The organism is Streptomyces sp. NBC_00057, assembly GCF_045041165.1.
In the GTDB taxonomy this organism is placed as follows: domain Bacteria; phylum Actinomycetota; class Actinomycetes; order Streptomycetales; family Streptomycetaceae; genus Streptomyces.
Window position 1 is genome coordinate 1,460,528 of record NZ_CP108256.1, and the last position, 21,882, is coordinate 1,482,409.

19 protein-coding genes are annotated in these 21,882 nt (G+C 68.1%); 3 read left to right on the forward strand and 16 right to left on the reverse strand.

The features are described 5' to 3' along the window. Window positions 1–191 precede the first annotated feature (191 nt). The gene (locus tag OG953_RS07040) at window positions 192–2,684 is read left to right on the forward strand and encodes a ThuA domain-containing protein (RefSeq protein WP_405683076.1); all 2,493 of its coding nucleotides are present in this window, start codon (window positions 192–194) and stop codon (window positions 2,682–2,684) included. A gap of 74 nt (window positions 2,685–2,758) precedes the next feature. Beyond that, window positions 2,759–4,912, forward strand: coding sequence for an OmpL47-type beta-barrel domain-containing protein (locus OG953_RS07045; protein ID WP_405691695.1), 2,154 nt, complete (start codon window positions 2,759–2,761; stop codon window positions 4,910–4,912). A gap of 12 nt (window positions 4,913–4,924) precedes the next feature. Here the strand turns inward: OG953_RS07045 and OG953_RS07050 are convergent, their stop codons facing one another. Together OG953_RS07050 and ligD are read right to left on the reverse strand one after the other, a co-directional pair. Next, a complete protein-coding gene (locus OG953_RS07050; protein WP_405683077.1) occupies window positions 4,925–6,004 on the reverse strand; it encodes an ABC transporter permease in 1,080 nt (359 codons plus the stop codon). Further along, window positions 6,001–7,011, reverse strand: a complete 1,011-nt coding sequence (gene ligD, locus OG953_RS07055; RefSeq protein ID WP_405691697.1) for a non-homologous end-joining DNA ligase — start codon at window positions 7,009–7,011, stop codon at window positions 6,001–6,003. Before ligD ends, OG953_RS07050 begins: the two co-directional genes overlap by 4 nt. Before the next feature lie 98 nt (window positions 7,012–7,109). Between ligD and OG953_RS07060 the strand changes: the two genes are divergently transcribed. Next, entirely contained in the window at window positions 7,110–8,177 is a 1,068-nt protein-coding gene (locus OG953_RS07060) for an ATP-dependent DNA ligase (RefSeq protein WP_405683078.1), read from the forward strand. Here OG953_RS07060 and OG953_RS07065 read toward each other — a convergent pair. From OG953_RS07065 to OG953_RS07130, 14 genes are all read right to left on the reverse strand, one after another. Next, window positions 8,160–9,365, reverse strand: coding sequence for a lytic murein transglycosylase (locus tag OG953_RS07065; RefSeq protein ID WP_405683079.1), 1,206 nt, complete (start codon window positions 9,363–9,365; stop codon window positions 8,160–8,162). The two genes, OG953_RS07060 and OG953_RS07065, sit on opposite strands and share 18 nt — an antisense overlap. 22 nt (window positions 9,366–9,387) lie before the next feature. Continuing rightward, a complete protein-coding gene (locus tag OG953_RS07070) occupies window positions 9,388–10,128 on the reverse strand; it encodes a hypothetical protein (protein WP_405683080.1) in 741 nt (246 codons plus the stop codon). 50 nt (window positions 10,129–10,178) lie between these two features. Beyond that, entirely contained in the window at window positions 10,179–10,706 is a 528-nt protein-coding gene (locus OG953_RS07075) for a hypothetical protein (RefSeq protein WP_405683081.1), read from the reverse strand. Window positions 10,707–10,772: 66 nt separating this feature from the next. After that, complete coding sequence (locus OG953_RS07080) at window positions 10,773–11,369, reverse strand: hypothetical protein (RefSeq protein WP_405683082.1); 597 nt, start codon at window positions 11,367–11,369, stop codon at window positions 10,773–10,775. A gap of 19 nt (window positions 11,370–11,388) precedes the next feature. Next, complete coding sequence (locus OG953_RS07085) at window positions 11,389–11,907, reverse strand: hypothetical protein (RefSeq protein ID WP_405683083.1); 519 nt, start codon at window positions 11,905–11,907, stop codon at window positions 11,389–11,391. Further along, on the reverse strand, window positions 11,904–13,160 hold the full coding sequence (locus OG953_RS07090; protein WP_405683084.1) for an MCE family protein: 1,257 nt from the start codon (window positions 13,158–13,160) through the stop codon (window positions 11,904–11,906). Before OG953_RS07090 ends, OG953_RS07085 begins: the two co-directional genes overlap by 4 nt. After that, on the reverse strand, window positions 13,157–14,401 hold the full coding sequence (locus OG953_RS07095) for an MCE family protein (RefSeq protein WP_405683085.1): 1,245 nt from the start codon (window positions 14,399–14,401) through the stop codon (window positions 13,157–13,159). The genes OG953_RS07090 and OG953_RS07095 overlap by 4 nt, the downstream gene beginning before the upstream one ends. Then, window positions 14,398–15,525: an MCE family protein gene (locus tag OG953_RS07100; RefSeq protein WP_405683086.1), complete on the reverse strand. Its 1,128-nt coding sequence runs from the start codon at window positions 15,523–15,525 to the stop codon at window positions 14,398–14,400. The genes OG953_RS07095 and OG953_RS07100 overlap by 4 nt, the downstream gene beginning before the upstream one ends. Window position 15,526: 1 nt before the next feature. Then, window positions 15,527–16,546 (reverse strand): MCE family protein, encoded by a 1,020-nt coding sequence (locus OG953_RS07105; protein ID WP_405683087.1) that lies wholly within the window; start codon window positions 16,544–16,546, stop codon window positions 15,527–15,529. After that, complete coding sequence (locus OG953_RS07110; RefSeq protein ID WP_405683088.1) at window positions 16,543–17,574, reverse strand: MCE family protein; 1,032 nt, start codon at window positions 17,572–17,574, stop codon at window positions 16,543–16,545. Before OG953_RS07110 ends, OG953_RS07105 begins: the two co-directional genes overlap by 4 nt. Continuing rightward, window positions 17,571–18,872 (reverse strand): MCE family protein, encoded by a 1,302-nt coding sequence (locus OG953_RS07115; RefSeq protein ID WP_405683089.1) that lies wholly within the window; start codon window positions 18,870–18,872, stop codon window positions 17,571–17,573. The genes OG953_RS07110 and OG953_RS07115 overlap by 4 nt, the downstream gene beginning before the upstream one ends. Continuing rightward, entirely contained in the window at window positions 18,869–19,672 is an 804-nt protein-coding gene (locus OG953_RS07120; RefSeq protein ID WP_405683090.1) for an MlaE family ABC transporter permease, read from the reverse strand. Before OG953_RS07120 ends, OG953_RS07115 begins: the two co-directional genes overlap by 4 nt. 6 nt (window positions 19,673–19,678) lie before the next feature. Continuing rightward, complete coding sequence (locus OG953_RS07125; RefSeq protein ID WP_405683091.1) at window positions 19,679–20,533, reverse strand: MlaE family ABC transporter permease; 855 nt, start codon at window positions 20,531–20,533, stop codon at window positions 19,679–19,681. Then, a complete protein-coding gene (locus OG953_RS07130; RefSeq protein ID WP_405683092.1) occupies window positions 20,530–21,519 on the reverse strand; it encodes an ABC transporter ATP-binding protein in 990 nt (329 codons plus the stop codon). The genes OG953_RS07125 and OG953_RS07130 overlap by 4 nt, the downstream gene beginning before the upstream one ends. Window positions 21,520–21,882 lie beyond the last annotated feature (363 nt).

Sequence of the window (21,882 nt, forward strand, 5' to 3'; positions counted from 1 at the left end):
CTGCTTCAGAGGTTGCCGAGGTTGGCGGGACACAGGTGCCGCCCGGACGGCCCACACCGTAGCCGGGTGATCTTCGTTTATCCACACCCAGGACAAAGTTTGTGCCATTGCCGCCATAGCTATTGGCGAGCCGCGAAAAGAGGTCTAGCTTCATCCGCTGTTGCAGTGACCAAAGAGGGGTGGGTGACCACATGCAGCGCACACCACATCACAGGTCCAGATCGCGACGCGGACTTGCGGCGGCCCTGGCGGCCGGCGCACTGACCGCTTCCCTGCTCGGCGGCAACGCCGCCAGCGCCAGACCCTATCCGGAACCGCCGCACAGCCTTGCGACAACGTTGTCCCTGCCGTCGCCGCCGGGCGGCGCCAATGTCAAGGTGCTGGTGTTCCATGCCTCCGCCACCGATGAGTCCCCGACCGTCGACGCCGGGATCGCGGCGATCGAGAGGATCGGGCTCACCGGGCCGGAGGCCGGTCGGTTCAGGACCGTCGCCACGGACGACCCGGCCGTCTTCACCAACGGCAAGCAGCTCGGCAGGTACAACGCCGTCGTCTTCCTGACCGGTGGCGGCGATGTGCTCGACCCGGAGCAGGAAGCCGGTCTTGAGGCGTACATGGAGGCGGGTGGCGGGTTCCTCGGTATCCACGACGCGGCGCGCACCGAGCCGTACTCGGACTGGTTCACCGGTCTGATCGGAGCCCGTCCGGCAGTCGGCAGCCCAACCAACGTACAGCGTGCGACGGTTGAGATCGGAGACCGGCAACATCCGGCGACCAAGGACCTGCCGCTGGAGTGGAAGCGCCCGGACAAGTGGCTCAACTGGACGAAGAATCCGTCCGGTGATGTGCACACCGTGGCGCGAGTCCGGGAGATCACGTACAAGCCGGGCGCGAGCGCCAACGGCTGGGACCACCCGGTCTCCTGGTGCCGGGACTACGACGGCGGCAGGTCCTTCTACACGGCGATGGGCGGTACGGTCGACAGCTTCGCGGAGACCGACTTCCGCGACCATCTGCGCGGCGCGCTCGACTGGACGACGCGGATCTCGCAGGCCGACTGCAAGGCGGCGATCACCTCCAACTACAAGGCGGAGCGCGTCACCCAGCCCAATCAGCCGGGCCAGAACGACCAGATCGGCGAGCCGCACGGCCTGGTTGTCGCCCCGGACGGGCGGGTGCTGTACATCGGGCGCGGCGGCGCCGACAGCAGCAAGCCGGTCGTCACCGACTGGAACAGCCCGGACATCGGCAAGGGTCTGGGGCAGATCCATGTCTACGACCCGAAGACCAAGAAGGTCACCCTCGCCGGCGAGCTGACGGTCTTCGGCAACAAGGGCGGCGGCGACGAACTGGTCAAGGTCGAGGAGGGACTGCTCGGGATCGAGCTGGACCCGGACTTCGAGAAGAACGGCTGGGTGTATCTGCACTACACACCCCACTCGAAGATCGACCGCGACAAGCAGATGGCGGTACGTCAGGTTTCCCGCTTCACCCTCGATCCGGCCACCAACAAGCTGGATCTGTCCTCCGAGAAGGTGCTGTTGCACTGGCCGGTCCAGATCCACAGCTGCTGCCATGCGGGTGGCGGGATGGCCTGGGATTCCAAGGGCAATCTGTACATCGCGACCGGTGACAACAACTCATCCGGTTTCAGCGGCGGTTACTCCGGAAACAACCCGCAGCCGAACTACAAGGGCGTCTCCTTCGCCGATGCCCGGCGCACCGCGGGAAACACGAACAACCTCAACGGGAAGATCCTGCGGATCCACCCCGAGGACGACGGCACCTACACACTCCCCGAGGGCAATCTCTTCACCGGTAAGGAGCCCGATGAAGGCGGCGGCAAGACCCGCGGCGAGATCTATGTGATGGGGGTGCGCAACCCGGCCCGGATCTCCGTCGACAAGACCACCGACACGCTGTACGCGGGCTGGGTCGGCCCCGACGCGGGCTCGCCGAGCACCACCTGGGGTCCGGCCAAGTACGACACGTTCGCCGCGATCACCAAGGCGGGCAACCACGGCTGGCCGTACTGCATGGGCAACAAGCAGCCCTACCGGGACCGCAATCTGCCCGACCCGAGCAAGCCGCTCGGCTGGTACGGCTGCGACCACCCCAAGAACGAGTCTCCGAACAACGACGGCCTGGTGAACCTGCCGCCGATCACGTCCAACACCATCTGGTACTCGCCGCAGGGCGGTGGCGTGGACTACCCGCGCGACGCGAACGGCATCCCGAGCTACAAGGTGGAGGAGCAGAAGCAGCTGCTGCCATGGCTCAAGGGCGGCGGTCAGGCCACGATGAACGGCCCGGTCTACCGGTACGACGCGGCGAGCACCAGCGCCGACAAGTGGCCCTCCTACTGGGACGGCAAGTGGTTCGTCGGTGACTTCTACGACGACACCCAGCCGCGGCACGCCGTGCTCACCGACCCGAAGACGGTCGGCAAGGGCGGTCTGCCCACGCATGCCGAATCCCTGAAGAAGATCATCCCGGTCGGCGCCGACGGCATCCGCAACCTGATGGACTGGAAGTTCGCCCCGGACGGTTCGCTGTACGTCCTGGACTACGGACGCGGCTTCTTCACCTCCGACTCCAAGTCCGCGCTGTGGCGTGTGGCGTACAAGGGCGGCGGTCCGACCCCGGCCGCCGAGGATCTGGCCAGGAAGGCGGCAGTGCAGTGAGACACCGTTCGATCTTCTCGCGACAGCGGTACCGGCCCGCCCGGTTGTGGCTCGCCCTGCTGGGTTCGTTCCTGATGGTGCTGGGACTGACCTCGACGGCGGCGTACGGCCGTACGGCGGCTCCCGCCGCTGCGGCGGCCGACCAGGTCCTCACCTGGACGGCGGGCGACCCCATCGACCACTATCTGTCCGCTCCGAAGACCGCGGTGGCCGGCAAGGCGACCATCGTCTTCGAGAACAGCGCGGCGACCGGCAACACCACGGGGATGCCGCACACCCTCACGTTCAGCGTCTCGGACCCGGAGTTCAACAACGACGTCGCGCTGAACATCCTGGCCAACCCGGCCGACGACCAGGGCGGCAAGCACACCGCCGAGGTCACACTCTCCCCCGGCCGGTACTTCTACCACTGCACCATGCCGGGTCACGAGGCGATGCAGGGCATTCTCACCGTGACGGACGGCGGCGGTACGGACACCACCGCGCCCGAGACCTCTGCGAAGGTCGACGGCGACAAGAACGCCGACGGCGCGTACATCGGTCAGGCGACGGTCACTCTCTCGGCGACCGACGACAGCTCCGGTGTCGACACCGTCGAGTACGCGGTCGGGGCGGACGGCGCCTGGCAGCCGTACACCACACCGATCGTGGTGAACGAGGTCGGGACGCACACGATCCGGTACCGGGCCACCGACAAGGCGGGCAACACAACAGCGGAGAAGGCGGTCGACTTCGCGGTCGCCGTGCCGCCGACGGACGACAAGACGCCGCCGGAGACCTCGGCGACCGTGTCCGGTGAGAAGGACGACCAGGGGCAGTACCTGGGGATGGCGACGGTCACCGTGACCGCCTCCGACACCGGGTCCGGCGTCAACACCATCGAGTACGCCATCGGGGCGGACGGCGCCTGGCAGCCGTACACCGCGCCCGTGATGGTGCACGAGACGGGCACGCACCAGGTCCGCTACCGGGCCACCGACAGGGCGGGCAACACGGCGGCCGAGAAGGCGGTCGACTTCACCGTCGTCGCACCGCCGACGCAGGACAAGACACCGCCGGAGACCTCGGCCAAGGTCGAGGGCGACAAGAACTCCGACAACGCCTACATCACCAGCGCCAAGGTGACGGTCACCGCGACCGACGCCGAATCGGGCGTGGACAGGATCGAGTACTCGCTCGACGGCGGCCCGTACCTCGTGTACACCACCACCGTCATCGTCGACCGCGTCGGCTACCACACCGTCGCCCACCGGGCGACGGACAAGGCCGGCAACACCTCCGTGGCGAAGCAGGTGTCGTTCACCGTCGCGGAGAGCGGGGGCGTACCGGCGCCGAACTGCCCGGAGTTCGACGAGCGGCTCACCGTCATCGTCGGCACGGTCGACACCGGGGTACCCAACCGCATCACCGGCAACCGCTGCACCATCAATGAGCTGATCGAGGACGAGAAGGACTGGTCGTCGCACGCGCTGTTCCTCAAGCACGTCGACAGCGTCCTCGACAAGCTGCTCGCCGCCGGTGTGATCGACGCCCGCGAGCACACGAAGATCTACCGGGCGGCCAAGCAGTCGGGGATCGGCAAGCCGGGCCAGGACGAGGGCTACAAGAAGCTCTTCGACGGCACGGCGACGTCGTTCGCCAAGTGGCAGCAGGTCGGTGGCGGCAAGTTCGGGCTCAATCCGGACGGCACGATCACCAGCTCCACCACCGTGGACGGCATGGGCATGCTCTGGTTCCCGGGCCGGCAGTACGGCGACTTCTCGCTCAAGCTCCAGTGGCGCGACGACGCCCCAGGCACGGGCAACGCCAACAGCGGTGTGTTCGTCCGCTTCCCGAACGTCCACGACAACCCGGAGGAGTCGCGTCCGGAGTGGGTCGCCATCAAGTACGGCCATGAGGTGCAGATCCTCGACCGTCCGGACGGCGACATGTACAAGACCGGCTCGATCTACGGCTTCGACCGGATCGGTCTGGCCGGCGCCGGGGTCACACCCAAGGGCACCTGGAACGACTACGAGATCCGGGTGGTGGACCAGCACTACTCGGTCTACCGCAACGGTGTCCTGCTGAACGAGTTCGACAACAACCGCGGCCAGGTCTTCGAGCCGCCGCGGGGCGACGACCCGGGCACCGACGGCCGGCGGTACGCCTCCGGTTACATCGGGCTCCAGGTCCACGGCACCACGGACGTGGTCTCGTACCGCGACATCCGGATCAAGGAGCTGTAGCCCGGGCCGGCATCAGGTGGCCGTGACCGCATGCTGAGGCATGTGGTCACGGCCACCCGGGTGCCGGTGGCGCCATACCCAGAACACCGTGCATGAGACCAGCGCCCAGGCGGCCAGGACCAGGAACGGGAAGATCCGCTGGTGGCCCTGGTAGTAGACCGCGGCGTGCTGGGCGTTGACGGAGGCACCCGGCGGCAGCCAGCGCCCGATGTACCCGAGCAGCGACGGCAGCAGCGGCCAGGACACCGCGCCGCCGGAGGACGGGTTGCCGAGGATCACCATGAGGCCCCAGGTCGGGATCACGGCCCAGCGCCCCATCAGGGTGTTGAACATCGTGAAGACCATGCCCGAGGTGAACATCGTGAACGACAGGATCAGCCAGGACTCGAAGAACGGCAGATCGACCGCGCCCAGCCACCAGTCCACCACCGCGGTGATGGCGAAACCGCCGAGCGCGGCGTAGCCGATGGTGAACGCGATCCGTTCCAGCGGGATCAGATCACGGGCGTGCACATTCAACTGCATCGCGCCGACGAAGCCGACGATGACGGCGGCGAGCGAGATGTAGAAGAGGGCGAGACCCCGCGGGTCGCCCTTCTGCAGCGGTTTGACATCCGTGACCGCGACGGGCACACCGAACTCGGACCCCACCTTCACCGCGGACTCGGCAAGCAGCTGGGCGACGGCGGCACCGGAGGCACCGGCGACGTCCAGTGCGACACCACGGTTGTTCGACCGTACGATCGCGAAGACCTCCTGTGCCTCCAGTGATGCGCGTGCCTGTGCCGGTGTCGCGAACACATGGATGACGAGCGAGGCGCCGAGCGCCTTGTCCATGGCGGCGACGAACTCCCTGCCGCGCGCCGTCTCCGGCTGACTGACCACGGCGGTCGGGATCCGGTGCGGGGTCGGGTTGGCCATCGCGTAGGTGTAGGAACCGGCGAAAAGTCCCGCGGCGGCAGCGACGATGAACAGCACGACGGTTGCGGGGAAGTACGGCGAGTTCTTGTACTCGGCCCATTTCTGGCCACGGCTCAGCGGCCGGCCATGTGCGCCGTGCGGTGCGGAGGGCTCCAGGTCGGGTGCGCTCATGCATCGCCGTCCTCGTCGTTCCGGGCCCTGCTCGGCTGGACCCGTTTCGGTTCGCCCGGCATCTTCGGGTACTCCGGCGGGTACGGCATGTCGCCGAGGCCGCGCTCCCGCTCGTCCCGGTCCGCCAGCTCCAGCAGCCCGTCGAGCCGGAAGGCGTGCTCATCCATGTCCGCGTGCACGTCGCCGACCTCCGCGTAGCGCTTCGGCATGGTCCTGATGTCGAAGTCGCCCGGTTCGGCGTCGTCGATCTCTTCCCAGCGCAGCGGGGCGGAGACCGGCGCGTGCGGAAAGGGGCGTACGGAGTAGGCGGAGGCGATCGTGCGGTCGCGGGCGGTCTGGTTGTAGTCGACGAAGATCCGCTCGCCGCGCTCCTCCTTCCACCAGGCGGTGGTCACCCGGTCCGGCATCCTGCGTTCCAGTTCGCGCCCGGCGGCGATGGCGGCGCGCCGGACCTCGGTGAAGGTCCACTGCGGCTCGACGGGGACGAAGACATGGATGCCCCGGCCGCCGGAGGTCTTGGGCCAGCCGCGCAGACCGTGGTCGTCGAGCACGGACCGCAGCTCATGGGCGGCCCTCACCGCGTCGGCGTACTCCGTACCGGGCTGTGGGTCGAGGTCGATGCGCAGCTCGTCCGGATGGTCGGTGTCGGCGCTCCGGACCGGCCAGGGGTGGAAGGTGAGCGTGCCGAGGTTGGCCGCCCAGATGACGGCGGCGAGCTCGGTGGGGCAGATCTCGTCGGCGGGACGGCCGCTCGGGAACGCGATCCTGGCGGTGGGGATCCAGTCAGGAAGGTTCTTCGGGGCCCGCTTCTGGTAGAAGAACTCGCCTTCGACACCGTCCACGAAGCGCTGGAGGGTGGTCGGCCGGTTGCGCAGGGCGCGCGTGATGCCGGGGCCCACGGCCAGGAAGTACTCGGCCACGTCCCTCTTCGTGTAGCCCTTCTCCGGGAAGTAGACCTTGTCCGGACTGGACAGCCGTACGGCCCGTCCGTCGGCTTCCAGCTCCACTGCTTTTCCCGCTGCACCCATGACGGTCACGGTAGGCCTGGCTCACATATGCCGCATATCGGGAGACGTATGTCCACCCATGGGCAAGAATCGGGGCCATGGATCTGCCGGTGATGCCGCCTGTGAAGCCGATGCTCGCCAAGTCCGTCTCGAAGATCCCGCCCGGTATGCAGTACGAGGCCAAGTGGGACGGCTTCCGTGCGATCGTGCACCGCGACGGCGACGAGGTGGTGATCGGCAGCCGCACCGGAAAGCCGCTCACCCGCTACTTCCCCGAGCTGGTCACCGCCGTCCGGGGCAATCTTCCGCCGCGCTGTGTGATCGACGGCGAGATCGTGATCGCGTACGGCGGACGGCTGGATTTCGACCGGCTCAGCGAGCGCATCCACCCCGCCGATTCCCGGGTGCGGCTGCTCTCCGAGCAGACCCCGGCCAGTCTGGTCGCCTTCGACATCCTGGCGGTGGGCGACGATTCACTGCTCTCCACCGGGCAGTCCGACCGGCGCGCCGTTCTGGAGGCGGCCCTGTCCGGTGCGTCGGCCCCCGTCCATCTCGCACCGGTGACCACGGACCCGGCAGTCGCCCAGGAGTGGTTCGAACGGTACGAGGGCGCGGGGCTCGACGGTGTGGTCGCCAAACCGCTCGATCTGCCGTACCGTCCCGACATCCGGGTGATGTACAAGATCAAGCACGAGCGGACCGCCGACTGTGTGGTGGCGGGATACCGCTTCCACAAGAGCGGCCCGGTCGTCGGCTCGCTGCTGCTCGGCCTGTACGACTCCGAACGCGTGCTGCAGCACGTCGGAGTCTGTGCGGCCTTCTCGATGAAGCGGCGCGAGGAGTTGGTCGCGGAGCTGGAGCCGCTGCGCATCGAATTCGCCGGCCATCCGTGGGCGGCCTGGGCCGATGCCACCGCGCATGAGACCGCCCGGCTGCCCGGGACGCCGAGCCGCTGGTCCGGGAAGAAGGACCAGTCGTGGGTGGCGCTGCGTCCGGAGCGGGTCTGCGAGGTGGCGTACGACCACATGGAGGGCGACCGTTTCCGGCACACCGCCCAGTTCCGCCGGTGGCGGCCGGACCGCACCCCGGACAGCTGCACCTACGCGCAACTGGAAGAGGTGGTGCGGTACGACCTGGCCGAGGTGCTGTCAGCCGGCGGACGCTGAGCCCGACGGCGTGGCGCACGGGTCCTCGCTCGTTCCCGGGTCGGGCGACGGGGACTCGGTGGCTCCGGCCGATTCGCTCGGGTCGGGGGATGCGGAGTCCGTCGGGCAGCCGGGGTCCGTGCCCGGGTCGGGTGCCGAGGTACTGGGGTCCGGGGAGGCCGGTCCGCTGTCGGTCGGATCGGGGGAGCCGCCCGGATCGGTGGGGTCCGGGGAGCCGCTCGGGTCCGGTGAACCGGTCGGCAAGTCGGTGGGCTTCGGGGACGCCGACGACGAGGGGCCGGGCGAACCGCCGGGCTGCGGGCCCACGATGATGCCGCCGCCCGGGGCACCGGGGCCGCCCACCGGGTGCGTCGGCTTGTTCGGTCCGCCCGCGCCGGGGCTCTTCGGTACGGGGCCCTGGCCGTCGGCCACCGGGTGGATGCCCTTGCGGTAGAACTCCAGCCAGGACAGCACGGTGCGCAGATAGGTGTCCGAGTGGTTGTAGCTGAGGATCGCCCGGTCCAGATCGGCCTTCACCGACAGATCGCGCGGTCCGGCACAGAGGTAGTACCCGGCGGCCAGGGCGGCGTCGTGGACGTTGCTCGGATCGCGGCGGCCGTCGCCGTTCCCGTCCTTGCCCCAATGGGCCCAGGTGGAGGGGATGAACTGCATCGGGCCGACGGCCCGGTCGTACGTCCTGTCACCGTCGTACGCGCCGCCGTCGGTGTCCGGGATGTTGGCGAAGCCCGAGCCGTTGAGCACCGGCCCCAGGATCGGGCTCAGCGTCGTACCGTGGGCGTCGACCCGTCCCCCGCCGGCCTGGCCGGACTCGACCTTGCCGATCGCCGCGAGTAACTGCCACGGCAAACGGCATCCGGGGTCGGTGCGGCCGAGCGCGCTCTCCGCCTTGCGGTAGGCGGCGAGCACCGTGGCCGGGATGCCCGCCTCGGCCCAGGACCGGACGGCGGCCGGGCTCTGCTTCACACCTGCCTTCGGCGGCTTCGGCGGCTGCAGCGGCGGCAGTTCGGTGTGGTACGAGTCGTCGTTGAGCACGTGCGACCACGTGACCTCGTCGGCCTCCTGGCGCTCCTTCGCGGTCTGTTCATGGCCGACGAGTCCCGGTGCCTGGGACGCGGTGAGCGCGGCCATCGCGGCGACCGCGGCTGCCGTACCGCCGATTCCGCGGCGCATGGTGCCGTTGAACCTCATGCCTGCTCCCCTCTCCCCCGAGTCACCGGGTGAACGTATCGATGGCGGAGATCCGCCAGGTGTCGCCGCGGCGAACAGCGTCCACGGCGAACACGGCCGCCGCGTAGGTCGTCTCCTCGGACGCGCCGGTACGGGTGTTGCTCTGGTCGGCGAAGATCAGCAGCCGGGCCCGGTCTGAGTCGAGGAGTTCCACACCGCTCTCGGTGACGGTCGTGGTGAGGACGAGCTTCTGCTTCGGCGCCTGCGCCCGTACGTCCGCGAGCATGTCCCTGTGCTGCCGAACGGCCTTGCCGACCAGGTAAGTCCGCGCCGCCTGATCGGACTTGGCGGTGGCGGCGTAGTTGTACGAGAAGACAGCGCCGACCGCCTCGGAGATCTGCCCCTTCACCTCACTGGTCCGGCTGATGTCGGTGAGCGCGGTGTTCTGGCGGCTCGCGTCGCCGCGCAGCCCGTCGGCCGCGGTGAACGACCAGGCGGCGAAGGCGCCGAGGAGGACGGTGAGTGCGCAGAGCACGACAGGGAGCCGGATCCAAAGGCGGGGCATCGTGCGCTGCTGTGCACCCCGCGCCTCGTCCGCCTCCTCTTCCTCCGTCTGCTCCGCGTCGTGGGAATCCGAGGACTCCTCGAGGTCCGGCGTGACCACGGACTGCTGCTCGTCCTCGCCGGTCCGCCCATTCCTTCGCGGTGGTGCGGTCGTGCGCTCCGCGGCGGCCACGGTCGCCAACCGGCGCTGACGGTTCACGAGGTGGCGGGTCGTCGACATGTCCGGAGTTCCTCTCGGTGATGGAATGGATCGGATGGGGCCGGGTGGCCTCAGCCGGCCGTGTTCCCGACCGGCGCCTGACCGAGGGCACTGAGCTTCCACCCCTCGGACGTGCGGGTGAGCCGGCCGAGCATCCGGCTCTCCTTCACCGCGGGCTTTCCTTTCGGTGCCGTCACGGTGATCCGCAAGGCCACCATCACCGATGCCTTCCCGGTCCGGTCGTCGAGTTCGGTGACCGCACCGGACAGCACCTTGGCGGTGCTCACGGTCTTCGCTTCCTGGATCTGCTTCTCGAACCCGCTGCGTCCGTCCACGAGTTGCTGGTGCAGATCGCCGGTGGTGGAGTCCTCCCAGCTGTCCAGACCCTGGTCCAGCTTCTGATGGTCGAGCGTGTTCAGGTTCTGCACGGCCTGCTCGCCCGCCGCCAGGGCGTCGTCGCGGGTCTGCCCGTAGCCGGCCGATTCGTCGTGCGCGGCCCCGTACCAGGACCAGCCGCCCCAGGCCGCGCTGCCGGCCGCCAGGGCCGTCAGCACGATCGCCACCACCAGTGGGTTCTTCGTCGTCCGTACCCGTGCCATTGCTGTCTCTCCCTTGCCGGCTGAGCTGAGCGGTGGATGCCCGATGGGCTGTGGCTGCGACCCTGGCTATCTGGAGGTGATGTCCACGATTCTCCAGTGGCCGTCCCGGAGTTCGGCGGTGACGGAGAGCTGGGCGGCCGCCGTGGTGGCGGGCTTGCCCCGGCGCTCGTAGACCTGGTCGAGGAAGACGAGAAGATGCGCGCCGGTGCCGGAGAGCCGGCTGACCCCGGCGCGTACGACATGCGTGGTGAGGGTCAGCTTCTGGTCCCTGGACTGCTTCTCGACCTGGCCGAACAGAGCCGCGTACTGCCGCAGCGCCCTTCCGCCGAGGAGCTGCTTCGCGGACTCCTTGGTGCCTGCGGTGTCCTGTGGACCGTACGAGAAGACCTTGCTCAGTGCGCTGCTCACGTCGCCCACGACGCGGGTCGTCGCCTCGGTGTCGCTGAGCGCCAGATTGTCGGTGGCGGGAGTGTCCCTCATCTGCTGGGCCCGGACGAAGAATCCGGCTCCCGCCACGGCCAGGGCGACGACCAGCAGCACGACCGCGGTGCGCCGCAGGCGGGTGGACCCGGACTCCCCGGCCTCGTCGGGCTCGTCCTCGGTGGTCTCCGGGCTCTCCGGCTCCTCCACCTCGGCTTCGATCTTCTCCTCGGTGCTCACCATCGTCGTCCTCCTCCATGCCTCACGCGGCACCCACCGGAATCGCGGTGAGTGCTTTGACCTTCCAGCCGTCCGGAGTACGGGCGAGAGTGGCCTCGAACCGTTTGCGCTCGTTACCGGCCCCGCCGGTGCGCGGTGTGACTTGGACGTCGACGGTCGCGATCAGCTCGGCCGTACCCGCGCGTTCGTCGAGCGCGGTGAGCGCCGCGTCGGTGACGGTGCCGCGGGCCGTGCTGCCGCTCTTCTTCAGGTCGTTCGCATCCTTGCTCCGGGTCCGCTTCAGCTGGTCGTGCAGCGGCCCGGTGGAGACATCGAGCCACTGCCGCAGCCCCGCGTCCACGCTCGTGGCGTCCTTGCCGTTCAGACTGTTCAGCCGGGCGAGATGGTGCTTGCCCGCTGCCAGTGCCGCGTCGCGGCTCTTCGCGTACGCGAGGGTGTCGTCACCACGCGCCTGTGTGTACGACCAGGCGCCGAAGGCGCAGATCAGTACGGCGGCGAGCACGATCGCCCAGCCCATGAGACCCCTGGTACGGGAGTTCACTCGCCGGCCTCCAGTCCCAGCAGCCCGGCCATGCCGTTCGTGGCGGGTGACGTGTTCGCCGTGGCCCCGAGTGCGCCCGGGAGCGTGCCTCCCGCGTCGGCGCCCAGGAGCATCGAGCCCGGTTTGGCGGGTTCGCGTACGGCTGGGCCCTTCGGCGCGTTGGCGCTGCCGCGCACGTTGATGCCGGTGCCGGGTGAGGAGGTGCAGCGCGCCTTGGTGTTGACCTCGGGACCGGTTGTCGTGTCGAGACCGTTGCGATAGGTCGTGCCGCCGTATCCGGCGGTGCAGGGCAGCGGTTCGAAGAAGGTGACCGACATACCGAACCGGGCGCCGTCCTCGTCCACGGCGCTCGCTCCGGCTGCGGCGACCGCGGGCAGTTTCACGAGGAGTTCCTCGATGCCGCGCTGCCGGGTGACGGCGACCTCGGACGTGGTGAGGAGGTTCGCGACGACGATCCCGAAACCGGGGTCGAGATCGCGCAGCACTCCGCTGATCTGCTCGGTCGCATCGGGCGCGGCAGCGATCAGCTTGCGGAGGTCCGTGTCGGAGCCCTTGAGCTGAGCTGCCAGCTCCTTGGCCCCGGAGGCGAAACCCTTGAGTGCTTCGCCCTGTTCGGCCTGGGTGCGCAGCACGGTCTCGCCGTCGGCCATCAGCTTGGTGTTGGTGGGCAGTGCGTCGTCGGCCGCCTGCACGAAGTCGCTGCCGGTGTCCAGCAGGATCCGGAGGTCGTCGCCGCGCCCGCTGAACGCGCTGCCGAACTCGTCGACCACGGTCCGCAGCGACTCCAGGTCGACGGAACCGGCAAGGTCGTTGACGCTGGTGAGGACGTTCGTCACCGGTGCCGGGACGGTGGTGTCGGCCTGGTCGATGACCGAGCCGTTCTCCAGGTAGGGCCCGTCGGTGCGGGTCGGCCGCAGGTCGACGTACTGCTCGCCGACGGCGGAGAGGTTGGCGACGACGGCCTTCAGGTCGTCGGGGATGGGGGGTGCGGACTTGTCGATGCGCAGCTCGGCCTCCACACCGTCGTCGGTGAGTTCGATCGGGCCGACGCGACCCACGGAGACCCCCCGGTAAGTGACGTCGGAATGGGTGAACAGCCCGCCGGTCCGGGTGAGTTGGACCTTGACGGTGTAGTAGTCACGCATGCCGATGTAGTGGCCGAGGTCGGCGTAGCGGACACCCAGATAGCCGAGCACCAGCACTGCGATGATCAGGAACGAGATGTTCTTCAGTCGGATGGCGAGGGTGATCATCCGTTGCTCCCCTCCGAAGCCGAAGGCATGTCCGACGGTTTGTCCGAATGCCACTGGGACGGCTTCCGGGAAGGCGTTCCGGACGGCGTGGTCGTGGTCGTTCCCGGCGTGGTGATCGAGGGAAGCGGCAGCGGCAGTCCCGAGCCGGCCGACCCGGCCGTTGCCGGCGTTCCGGTCGCTGTGCCGGCGTCCGGGTCGTAGGGCGGGATGATCTGTGTCCCGGGGGCGGCCGTCATGTCCAGGTAGACATTGAGGTAGTCGCCCTTGACACCGCGCAGCACCTCGTCCGTGAACGGGTAGGTGAGCAGCACCTGGAGGGAGTCCGGCAGATCGTTGCCCGAGTCGGCGAGCGCCTTCAGGGTGGGGGCGATGGCCTTCAGGTCGGCGATCGTGTCCGCCTTGCTCTTGTCGACGGTGTCGACGGCGACGGTGGAAAGGGTGTCGAGTGCGCGCAGCATGGTGAGGAGCGAGCCGCGCTGTTTCTCCAGGACCTTCATTCCGGGACTGAGCCCGGTGAGGACCTTGCCCACGTCCTGTTTGCGGGTGGCGAGGGTGGTGGAGAGCCGGTTTACACCGTCGAGTGCCTCGGTGATGTCCTTCTTGTGGTCGTCGAGGTCGGTGACGAGGGTGTCGACGCGGCTGAGCATCGACCGGATCTGTGGTTCCTGTCCGGCCAGCGCCTTGTTGAGTTCGGTCGTGATGGTCTTGAGCTGGTTGACACCACCGCCGTTGAGGAGCATCGACAGGGCACCGAGGACCTCTTCGACCTCGGGGTTCCGGTTGGTGCGAGTGAGCGGGATCTTCGCGCCGTCGGTGAGTGTGCCCCGGGCGGTGCCGGTCGCGGGTGGTGAGAGCTGGATGTACTTCTCGCCGAGGAGGCTGGACTGTTCCAGGTGGGCATACGCGTTGGCGGGCAGTTCGACCTTCCCGTTGACGCGCATGGTGACCCTGGCCTGCCAGTTGCCCGGGGCGAGGGAGATCTTGGTGACGCGGCCGACGGAGACGTCGTTGACCTTCACCGAGGACTGCGGGGCGAGGCTGAGTACGTCCGCGAAGTCGGCGGTGATCTCGTAAGGGTGGTCTCCGAGGTCCGCGCCGCCGGGCAGCGGAAGCTGTTCGATGCCGCTGAACCGCGGGGCCTCGCAGCCCCTGACGACGAGGACGCAGCAGAGGCCGAAGGCGATCAGGGTGGCGGCACCGGTGGTCGCGAGGGCTCCGGGTCTGCGGAGGATACGGCTCATCGGTTCGCCCCCTTGTTCTCGTTGTTCTTCGTTGCCCGGGTGTCCTCCGGCGTGCCGTAGACGGTGCCCACGGCCGGGAGCGGCAGCGAGGGCAGGGTCTTCTGCCGTTCGGCGGTCACCGGGGACAGTCCGTCGAGACTCACGGTGGATTCGGTGAGCGGCCCGCCCATGCTGAGCTCGTTGAGGTCGGTCCGGCCGTTGAGGGTCCGGTTCGTCGGGTCGTACGCGTTGATGAGGTTGCCCGCGGAGAGCGGCAGTGTGTCGAGGGACTCGGCGAGCGAGGCCCGCTGGTCGACGAGGGTCTGGGTGAGCGGCACCAGGGCGTCCACGTTCTTCTTGAGTGCCCCGCGGTTGTCCTGGATGAAGGTCTTGACCTGAGCGAGTGCGGTGCCCAGCTCCTTGAGCGCGGCACCGAGGTTCTTCTTGTCGTCGGCCAGGAAGCCGGTCACGGAGTTCAGCTGCTGCTCGGCGGCGCGCACATCGCCGTCGTTCTCCTTCAGCATCGTGGTGAAGGTCTGCAGGTAGGACAGTGTGTCGAAGAGGTCCCCACTGCTCTTGTCGAGGGTCTTCGTGGCCTTGCCGAACTGTTCGATGGAGTCCCCGATGTCCTTGCCGTTGCCCTTGAGGTTCTTCGCCCCGGTGTCGAGGAGCCCGGCGAACGCTCCTTGCGCGTTCGCCCCATCCGGTCCGAGCGCGCCGGCGAGTTCGGTGATGGACTCGTACAACTGGTCCACCTCCACCGGCGTAGCGTTGTTCGCGGCGGGCAGCTCGGCACCGTCTGCCAGGACCGCTCCCCCGTTGTAGGCGGGTGCGAGCTGGATGTACCGGTCGGCGACGAGGCTGGGCGCGACGACGACGGCGTGCGCCTCCTTGGGGACCTTGATGCCCTTGTCGACGCGCAGGACGACCTCGACCTCCTTGCCGCGCGGTTTCACCGATTCGACGGTGCCGGCCTTCACACCGAGGATCCGCAGGTCCGATCCGGCGTAGACACCGGTGGCCTGGTCGAAGTACGCGGTGACGGTCGTCGTTCCTTCTTCGTCCAGGGCCATGACCCCGGTGGTGGCCGCGACGGCCACGACGGCGAGTCCGGCGCCGATGCCGACGATGCGCGTGAGTCTCATGTCAGCTGCCGCCTTCCTGCTTGGGAGGCATACACCCGGTCGCCGGCGGTGTGTCGGCGGGCAGGTAGTTCTTCGGGACGACACCGCAGACGTAGTTGTCGAACCAGCGGCCGTTGCCGAGGGTGTTGCCGACGAGCCTGTTGTACGACCCGGCGAGCGACAGCACCTTGTCGAGGCTCTTGCGGTTCTTCTGCAGGACCGCGGTGACCCGGCCGAGCGCGTTGAGCGTGGGCTTCAGCTGCTTGTCGTTGTCGGCGACGAGCCCGGTGAGCTGGGTGCCCAGATCGCGGGTGCCGGTCAGCAGCAGATGGATGGAGTCGCGGCGCGCCTGGATCTCGCCGAGGAGCAGGTTGCCGTCCTCCAGGAGGGTTTCGAAGCTGCTCTTCTTGTTGGCGAGGGTCTTGGTGAGCTGTTTGCTGCCCTTGAGGAGGGTGGCGAGCTGGGCGTCGCGCTCGGAGACGGTCCTGGAGAGTGCGGAGAGCCCGTTCGCGGCGCTCTTCACGTTTGGCGGGGAGTCCTTGAACGTGGCGGAGATCGTTTCGAAGCTCTTGGCGAGCTGTGCGGTGTCGATCTCCCCGACGGTCTCGCCGAGGCCGTTGAACGCCTGGGTGACGTCGTACGGGGATGTGGTGCGGCTCGCCGTGATGCGCTCGTGCGGGTCCTGCGGGGCGTTGCCGAGCGGGTCGACGGCGAGGTACTTCTCGCCGAGCAGTGTCTTGATGGCGATGCCGACGGTGCTGGAGTTGCCGATCCAGGCGTCCTTGACCCGGAAGGTGACCTTCACCCTGGCGCCGTCGAGGGAGATCCCGGTGACCTCACCGACCTTCACTCCGGCGATCCGTACTTCGTCGCCGTCGGCGAGCCCGGCCGATTCGGTGAAGTCGGCGCTGTAGGTCGTGCCGCCGCCGATGAAGGGCAGCGAGTCGGCGCGGTAGGCGGCGAAGCCGACGAGGGCCAGGACGAGCAGGCCGACGATGCTGACGGCGACGGGGTTGCGTTCCCGCACGGGCTTGATTCTCATGACAGGCACCTCGGCTGGGTGATCTCGATGCCGGTGGGCGGTGTGCTGCCGTCGCTGGTCGTCACACCGCTGATCCTGGCCTCGCAGAGGTAGAGGTTGAGCCATGAGCCGTACGAGGTGAGGCGGCTGATCGCCGCCATCTTGGCCGGGGTCTTCTCCAGGAAGTTCTCGATCTCCGGCGAGTTGTCCGCCAACCGGTCGGAGAGGCGCCCGAGTTGCTTGATGTCGTCCTTGAGCGGCTTGCGTCCGTCGTCGAGCAGGTCCGCGGTGACGGTGGTGAGCGCCCCCATCGCGGTGACCGCCTCGCCGAGCGGTTTGCGGTCGCCGGAGAAGCCGGTGACGAGCTTCTGAAGGGTGACGACGAGGTCGTTGAAGCCGGCCTCGCGGTCGTTGACGGTCTTCAGGACCGTGTTGAGGTTCTTGACCACCTCGCCGATCACCTTGTCCTTGGCGGCGACGGTGCCGGTCAGCGAGCCGACGTGCTGCAGGATGCTGTCGACGGTGCCGCCCTCGCCCTGGAGCACTTGGACGATGGAGCCGGCGAGCTCGTTGACGTCCGGCGGTGAGAGCCCTTCGAAGAGCGGCTGGAAACCGTTGAAGAGCTGGGTGAGGTCGAGTGCCGGGGTGGTGCGGGAGAGCGGAATCGTCGAGCCGGCGGTGAAGCTCTCGCCGACCGGGCCCGCCCCCTGGTCGAGGTCGATGTACCGCTGGCCGACCATGTTGAGGTACTTGATGGACGCGGTCACCGACGCCGGAAGCTTCCGGCCCTTCTGGACGCTGAAGCCGACCTCGGCGAGCCGCCGGTCGGCGACCTCGATGGATTCGACCTGCCCGACCTCGACCCCGGCGATCCGGACGCTGTCGCCGACGATCAGTCCGGTCGCATCGGTGAACCGGGCCTTGTACGCGACGGTGCTGCCGACGCCCGTGTTGGCGATGGACAGGGCCAGGACGGTGGTGGCCAGGACCGTGACCAGGATGAAGACGATGGATTTCGCGAGTGGCCCGGCGAGGGAGCTGCGCTTCACTTGAGTTTCACCTCCGCACCGCGGAAGGCCGGACCGATGAGCACGCTGCTCCACTCGGGCAGGGCCTGCGGCTGAACTTTCAGTGAGGGAGCCACCAGCTCGTTGACGAGCCGGCTCTCCTGCGGGGAGTTGGGCATGCCGAGGGACGCGTCCGCTGCCGCCACTTCTTCGGGGGCGCCGGGCGCGGAATCCGGTGGAGTGTCCTGGCCGGCCGCCGCACGGGCGTCCGCGGACGGCACGGTGTTGCCGACGTAGGGCAGGGAGTAGCAGTGCGGTCCGCCGGTCGCGTCGTAGACGGGAGTGTCCTTCCCGGCCACGTACTTCCCCTTGGAGGGCACGGTCTTCAGCGTGACGTGCAGACCGGGTTCATCGGTGCCCTTGCCGAGTGCCTTGTCCATGGCCGGGACGAACCCGGCCATGGTGCGCAGGGTGCAGGGGAACTCCGACGAGTACTTCGCGAGGGTCTCCAGCGTCGGCCTGCCTGTCGCGGAGAGCCGGATGAGGTTGTCCTTGTTCTTCCGCAGGAAGGTGGTGGCGTCCTGCGCGGAGGCGGTCGTGGACCCGTACAGGTCGGCGAGCCCGGCCTGCTGTTCGGCGAGGGTGCCGCTGGTGGTGGTGAAGTCGGTGAGCGCGTCGAGGACATCCGGCGCCGCATCCGCGTACACGGTGCTCACCTTGACGAGTTCCTTGATGTCGGCGTTGAGCTTGGGCAGTTGGGGGTTGAGCTTCTTCAGGTGGGCGTCGAGCGTGAGGAGGGTCTCGCCGAGCTTGTCGCCCCGCCCTTCGAGTGCCTGGGAGACAGCGGTGAGGGTGGCGGAGAGCTTCTGCGGCTGTACGGCGGTGAGCAGCGGCAGGACGTTGCCGAGGACCTGTTCCAGCTCGATGGCGTTGCTGGAGCGGTCCTGCGGGATGACGGCCCCCGCCTTCAGCGACCGCGCGGAGGGTATCTCCGGCGGTACAAGTGCCACGAACCGTTCCCCGAACAGGGTGGTGGGCAGCATCTGGGCGGTGACGTCGGCCGGGATCCGGTCGAGTTTGTCGGGTTGGATGGCCAGGGTGAGCCGGGCCCCGTCCCCTTCGGCCGCGATGTTGCGGACCTGGCCGACGACGACGCCGCGCAGTTTCACATCGGCGTTGTCGTGCATCTCGTTGCCGACGGTCCCGGTCCGTACGGTCACGGTGGCGTCGTGGGTGAAGTCCTTGTTGTACACCGCGACCGACACCCACACGAGTACGGCCGGGACGAGCAGAAAGCTGACTCCGGCGAGCCGGCGGCGTACCGTCTGCGTGTTCATCATCCGGCCACCTTCACGGTCGTCGTGGCGCCCCAGATGGCGAGCGAGAGGAAGAAGTCGGTGACGCTGATGAGCACGATCGCGTTGCGCACCGACCGCCCGACGGCGATACCGACCCCGGCGGGCCCGCCCTCGGCCCGGAATCCGTAGTAGCAGTGGGCGAGGATCACCATCACGCTGAAGATCAGCACCTTGAGCACCGACAGCAGGACGTCGTCCGGGGAGAGGAAGAGGTTGAAGTAGTGGTCGTACGTGCCCTCCGACTGTCCGTTGAACAGGACGGTGACGTAGCGGGACGCGACGTACGACGAGAGCAGCCCGATGGCGTACAGCGGGATGATCGCGACGACTCCCGCGATGACTCGGGTGGTGACGAGGTACGGCATGGAGCGCACACCCATCGCTTCGAGGGCGTCCACCTCTTCGTTGATCCGCATCGCGCCGAGCTGGGCGGTGAAGCCGGCGCCGACGGTGGCGGAGAGAGCGAGTCCGGCGACGAGCGGGGCGATCTCGCGGGTGTTGAAGTAGGCGGAGATGAAGCCGGTGAAGGCGGAGGTGCCGATCTGGTGGAGAGCCGCGTACCCCTGAAGACCGACGACCGTCCCCGTGAAGAGCGTCATCGCGATCATCACGCCGATGGTTCCGCCGATGACACCGAGGCCGCCACTGCCGAACGCGACTTCGGCGAGGAGTCGCTGCACCTCTTTGAGGTAGCGGCGCAGGGTCCGGGGGATCCAGATCAACGCGCGTATGTAAAAGGTGAGTTGATCGCCGGAGCGATCCAGCCAGCCGAGCATGGACATCTTCTCTCAGCTCCCCTTCGCGGGGACGATCTGGAGATAGATCGCCGTGAGGACCATGTTCACGAAGAACAGCAGCATGAAGGTGATGACGACGGACTGGTTGACCGCGTCGCCGACGCCCTTGGGACCGCCGCGCGGGTTCAGCCCGCGGTAGGCGGCGACGATGCCCGCGATGAACCCGAAGATCAGCGCCTTGAACTCGCTGATGTAGAGGTCGGGCAGCTGGGCGAGGGCGGAGAAGCTGGCCAGGTACGCGCCGGGGGTCCCGTGCTGCATGATCACGTTGAAGAAGTAGCCGCCCAGGGTGCCGACGACGGAGACCAGGCCGTTGAGCAGGACGGCCACGAACATGGTGGCCAGGACGCGCGGGACGACGAGGCGCTGGATGGGCGAGACACCCATGACCTCCATCGCGTCGAGCTCCTCGCGGATCTTCCGCGACCCGAGGTCGGCGCAGATCGCCGATCCGCCCGCTCCGGAGATGAGCAGCGCCACGATGAGCGGGCTGGCCTGCTGGATGACGGCGAGGACGCTGGCGCCGCCGGTGAAGGACTGGGCACCGAGCTGCTCGGTGAGCGAGCCGACCTGGAGGGCGATGACCGCGCCGAACGGGATGGAGACGAGCGCGGCAGGCAGGATGGTGACGCTGGCGATGAACCAGAACTGCTCGATGAACTCCCTTACCTGGAAAGGTCTTCGGAAGACCGAGCGGGTCACGGACAGGGCGAGCGCGAACAGCTTGCCGGTCTCGCGCAGCGGTGCGAGCAGCCTCGTCGGCCGTTTCTGCGCCGGGGCCTGCCGCGGGGGCGCCGCATCGGTGACGGGCGGCTCGGGGGGCCGCACCGGAATCTCGGCCGTCACGGGCGTGCACCGCCGGCAGCCGGGGTGTAGCTGTTCATGATGGCCGTACGGGCGGCCTCCGGGAGCTGCCCCATCATGCCGAGGACCCGCTCCCGGCGGCGCAGGGCAGCTTGGCGGACGGGCATCCCGGGCGAGGGCTCCAGCTGCGGTACGACAGTCCGCGGGCCGGAACTGTGGTCGTAGCCGCTGCCGTTGAGCTGCTCGGCGGCGAGCGTGGCGGCGTCCTTCTCCTCGGACATGCCGATGGGACCTTCGCGACGTCCGGAGAGGAACTGGGAGACGACCGGAACGTCGCTGGTGAGCAGCACCTCACGCGGCCCGAAGGTGACGAGGTTGCGGCAGAACAGCATCCCCATGTTGTCGGGGACGGTCGCCGCGATGTCGAGGTTGTGGGTGACGATCAGCATCGTGGCGTCGATCTGCGCGTTCAGATCGATGAGGAGCTGGGAGAGGTATGCGGTGCGGACCGGGTCGAGCCCCGAGTCCGGCTCGTCGCAGAGGATGATCTGCGGGTCCAGGACGAGCGCACGGGCAAGACCGGCCCGTTTGCGCATGCCGCCCGAGATCTCACCGGGCAGCTTCCCCTCGGCGCCGAGAAGTCCGACGATGTCGATCCGCTCCATGACAATGCGGCGAATCTCGGATTCCTTCTTCCGGGTGTGCTCGCGCAAGGGGAAGGCAATATTGTCGAACAGCGACATCGATCCGAAAAGGGCACCGTCCTGGAACATCAGCCCGAAAAGTTTACGGGTCTCCATGATGTCCCGCTCAGGACTGTTCACCATGTCGACGCCATTGATGAGGACGCGACCGCGTTCGGGCTTCAGCAGGCCGATGATGGATTTGAGGAAGACGGTCTTTCCCGTACCCGACGGGCCCAGCATGACACTGACCTCACCGGCGGGGAGCGTGAGCGACACATCCTGCCAGATGTTCTGCTTGCCGAAAGACTTGGCAAGGCCTTCGACCACTACTTCGATTCCCATCCCACCTCCTGCATGCGCTCACGAAGTGACAGAAGTGCGCCGAGGGGCGCACGTTAAGTTCACCGACACCGCCAGGACAAGCCCTTGAACAGCCAATTCGTGAACGACCGGCCCACTTGTCATCCAGTGACAAACTTTCGGTCGAACCTTGTACAGAACTGCGCACTCACCACAGTCGGCGCAGGCCGGGGCCCCACGGCCCAGGGGGCCCGAGCCGTGGGATCCCATAACGAGAGCTCCGCCCGCGTGGCGGTTCAGGGCCGAGGGCTCCCGGACAGGGATTCTCGGCGTGGGAGGGCCACGACGGGAATCCTTTTCTGACGGGTGAGCAATCTCCGTACGCACCGGACGAGTTGCCGACGA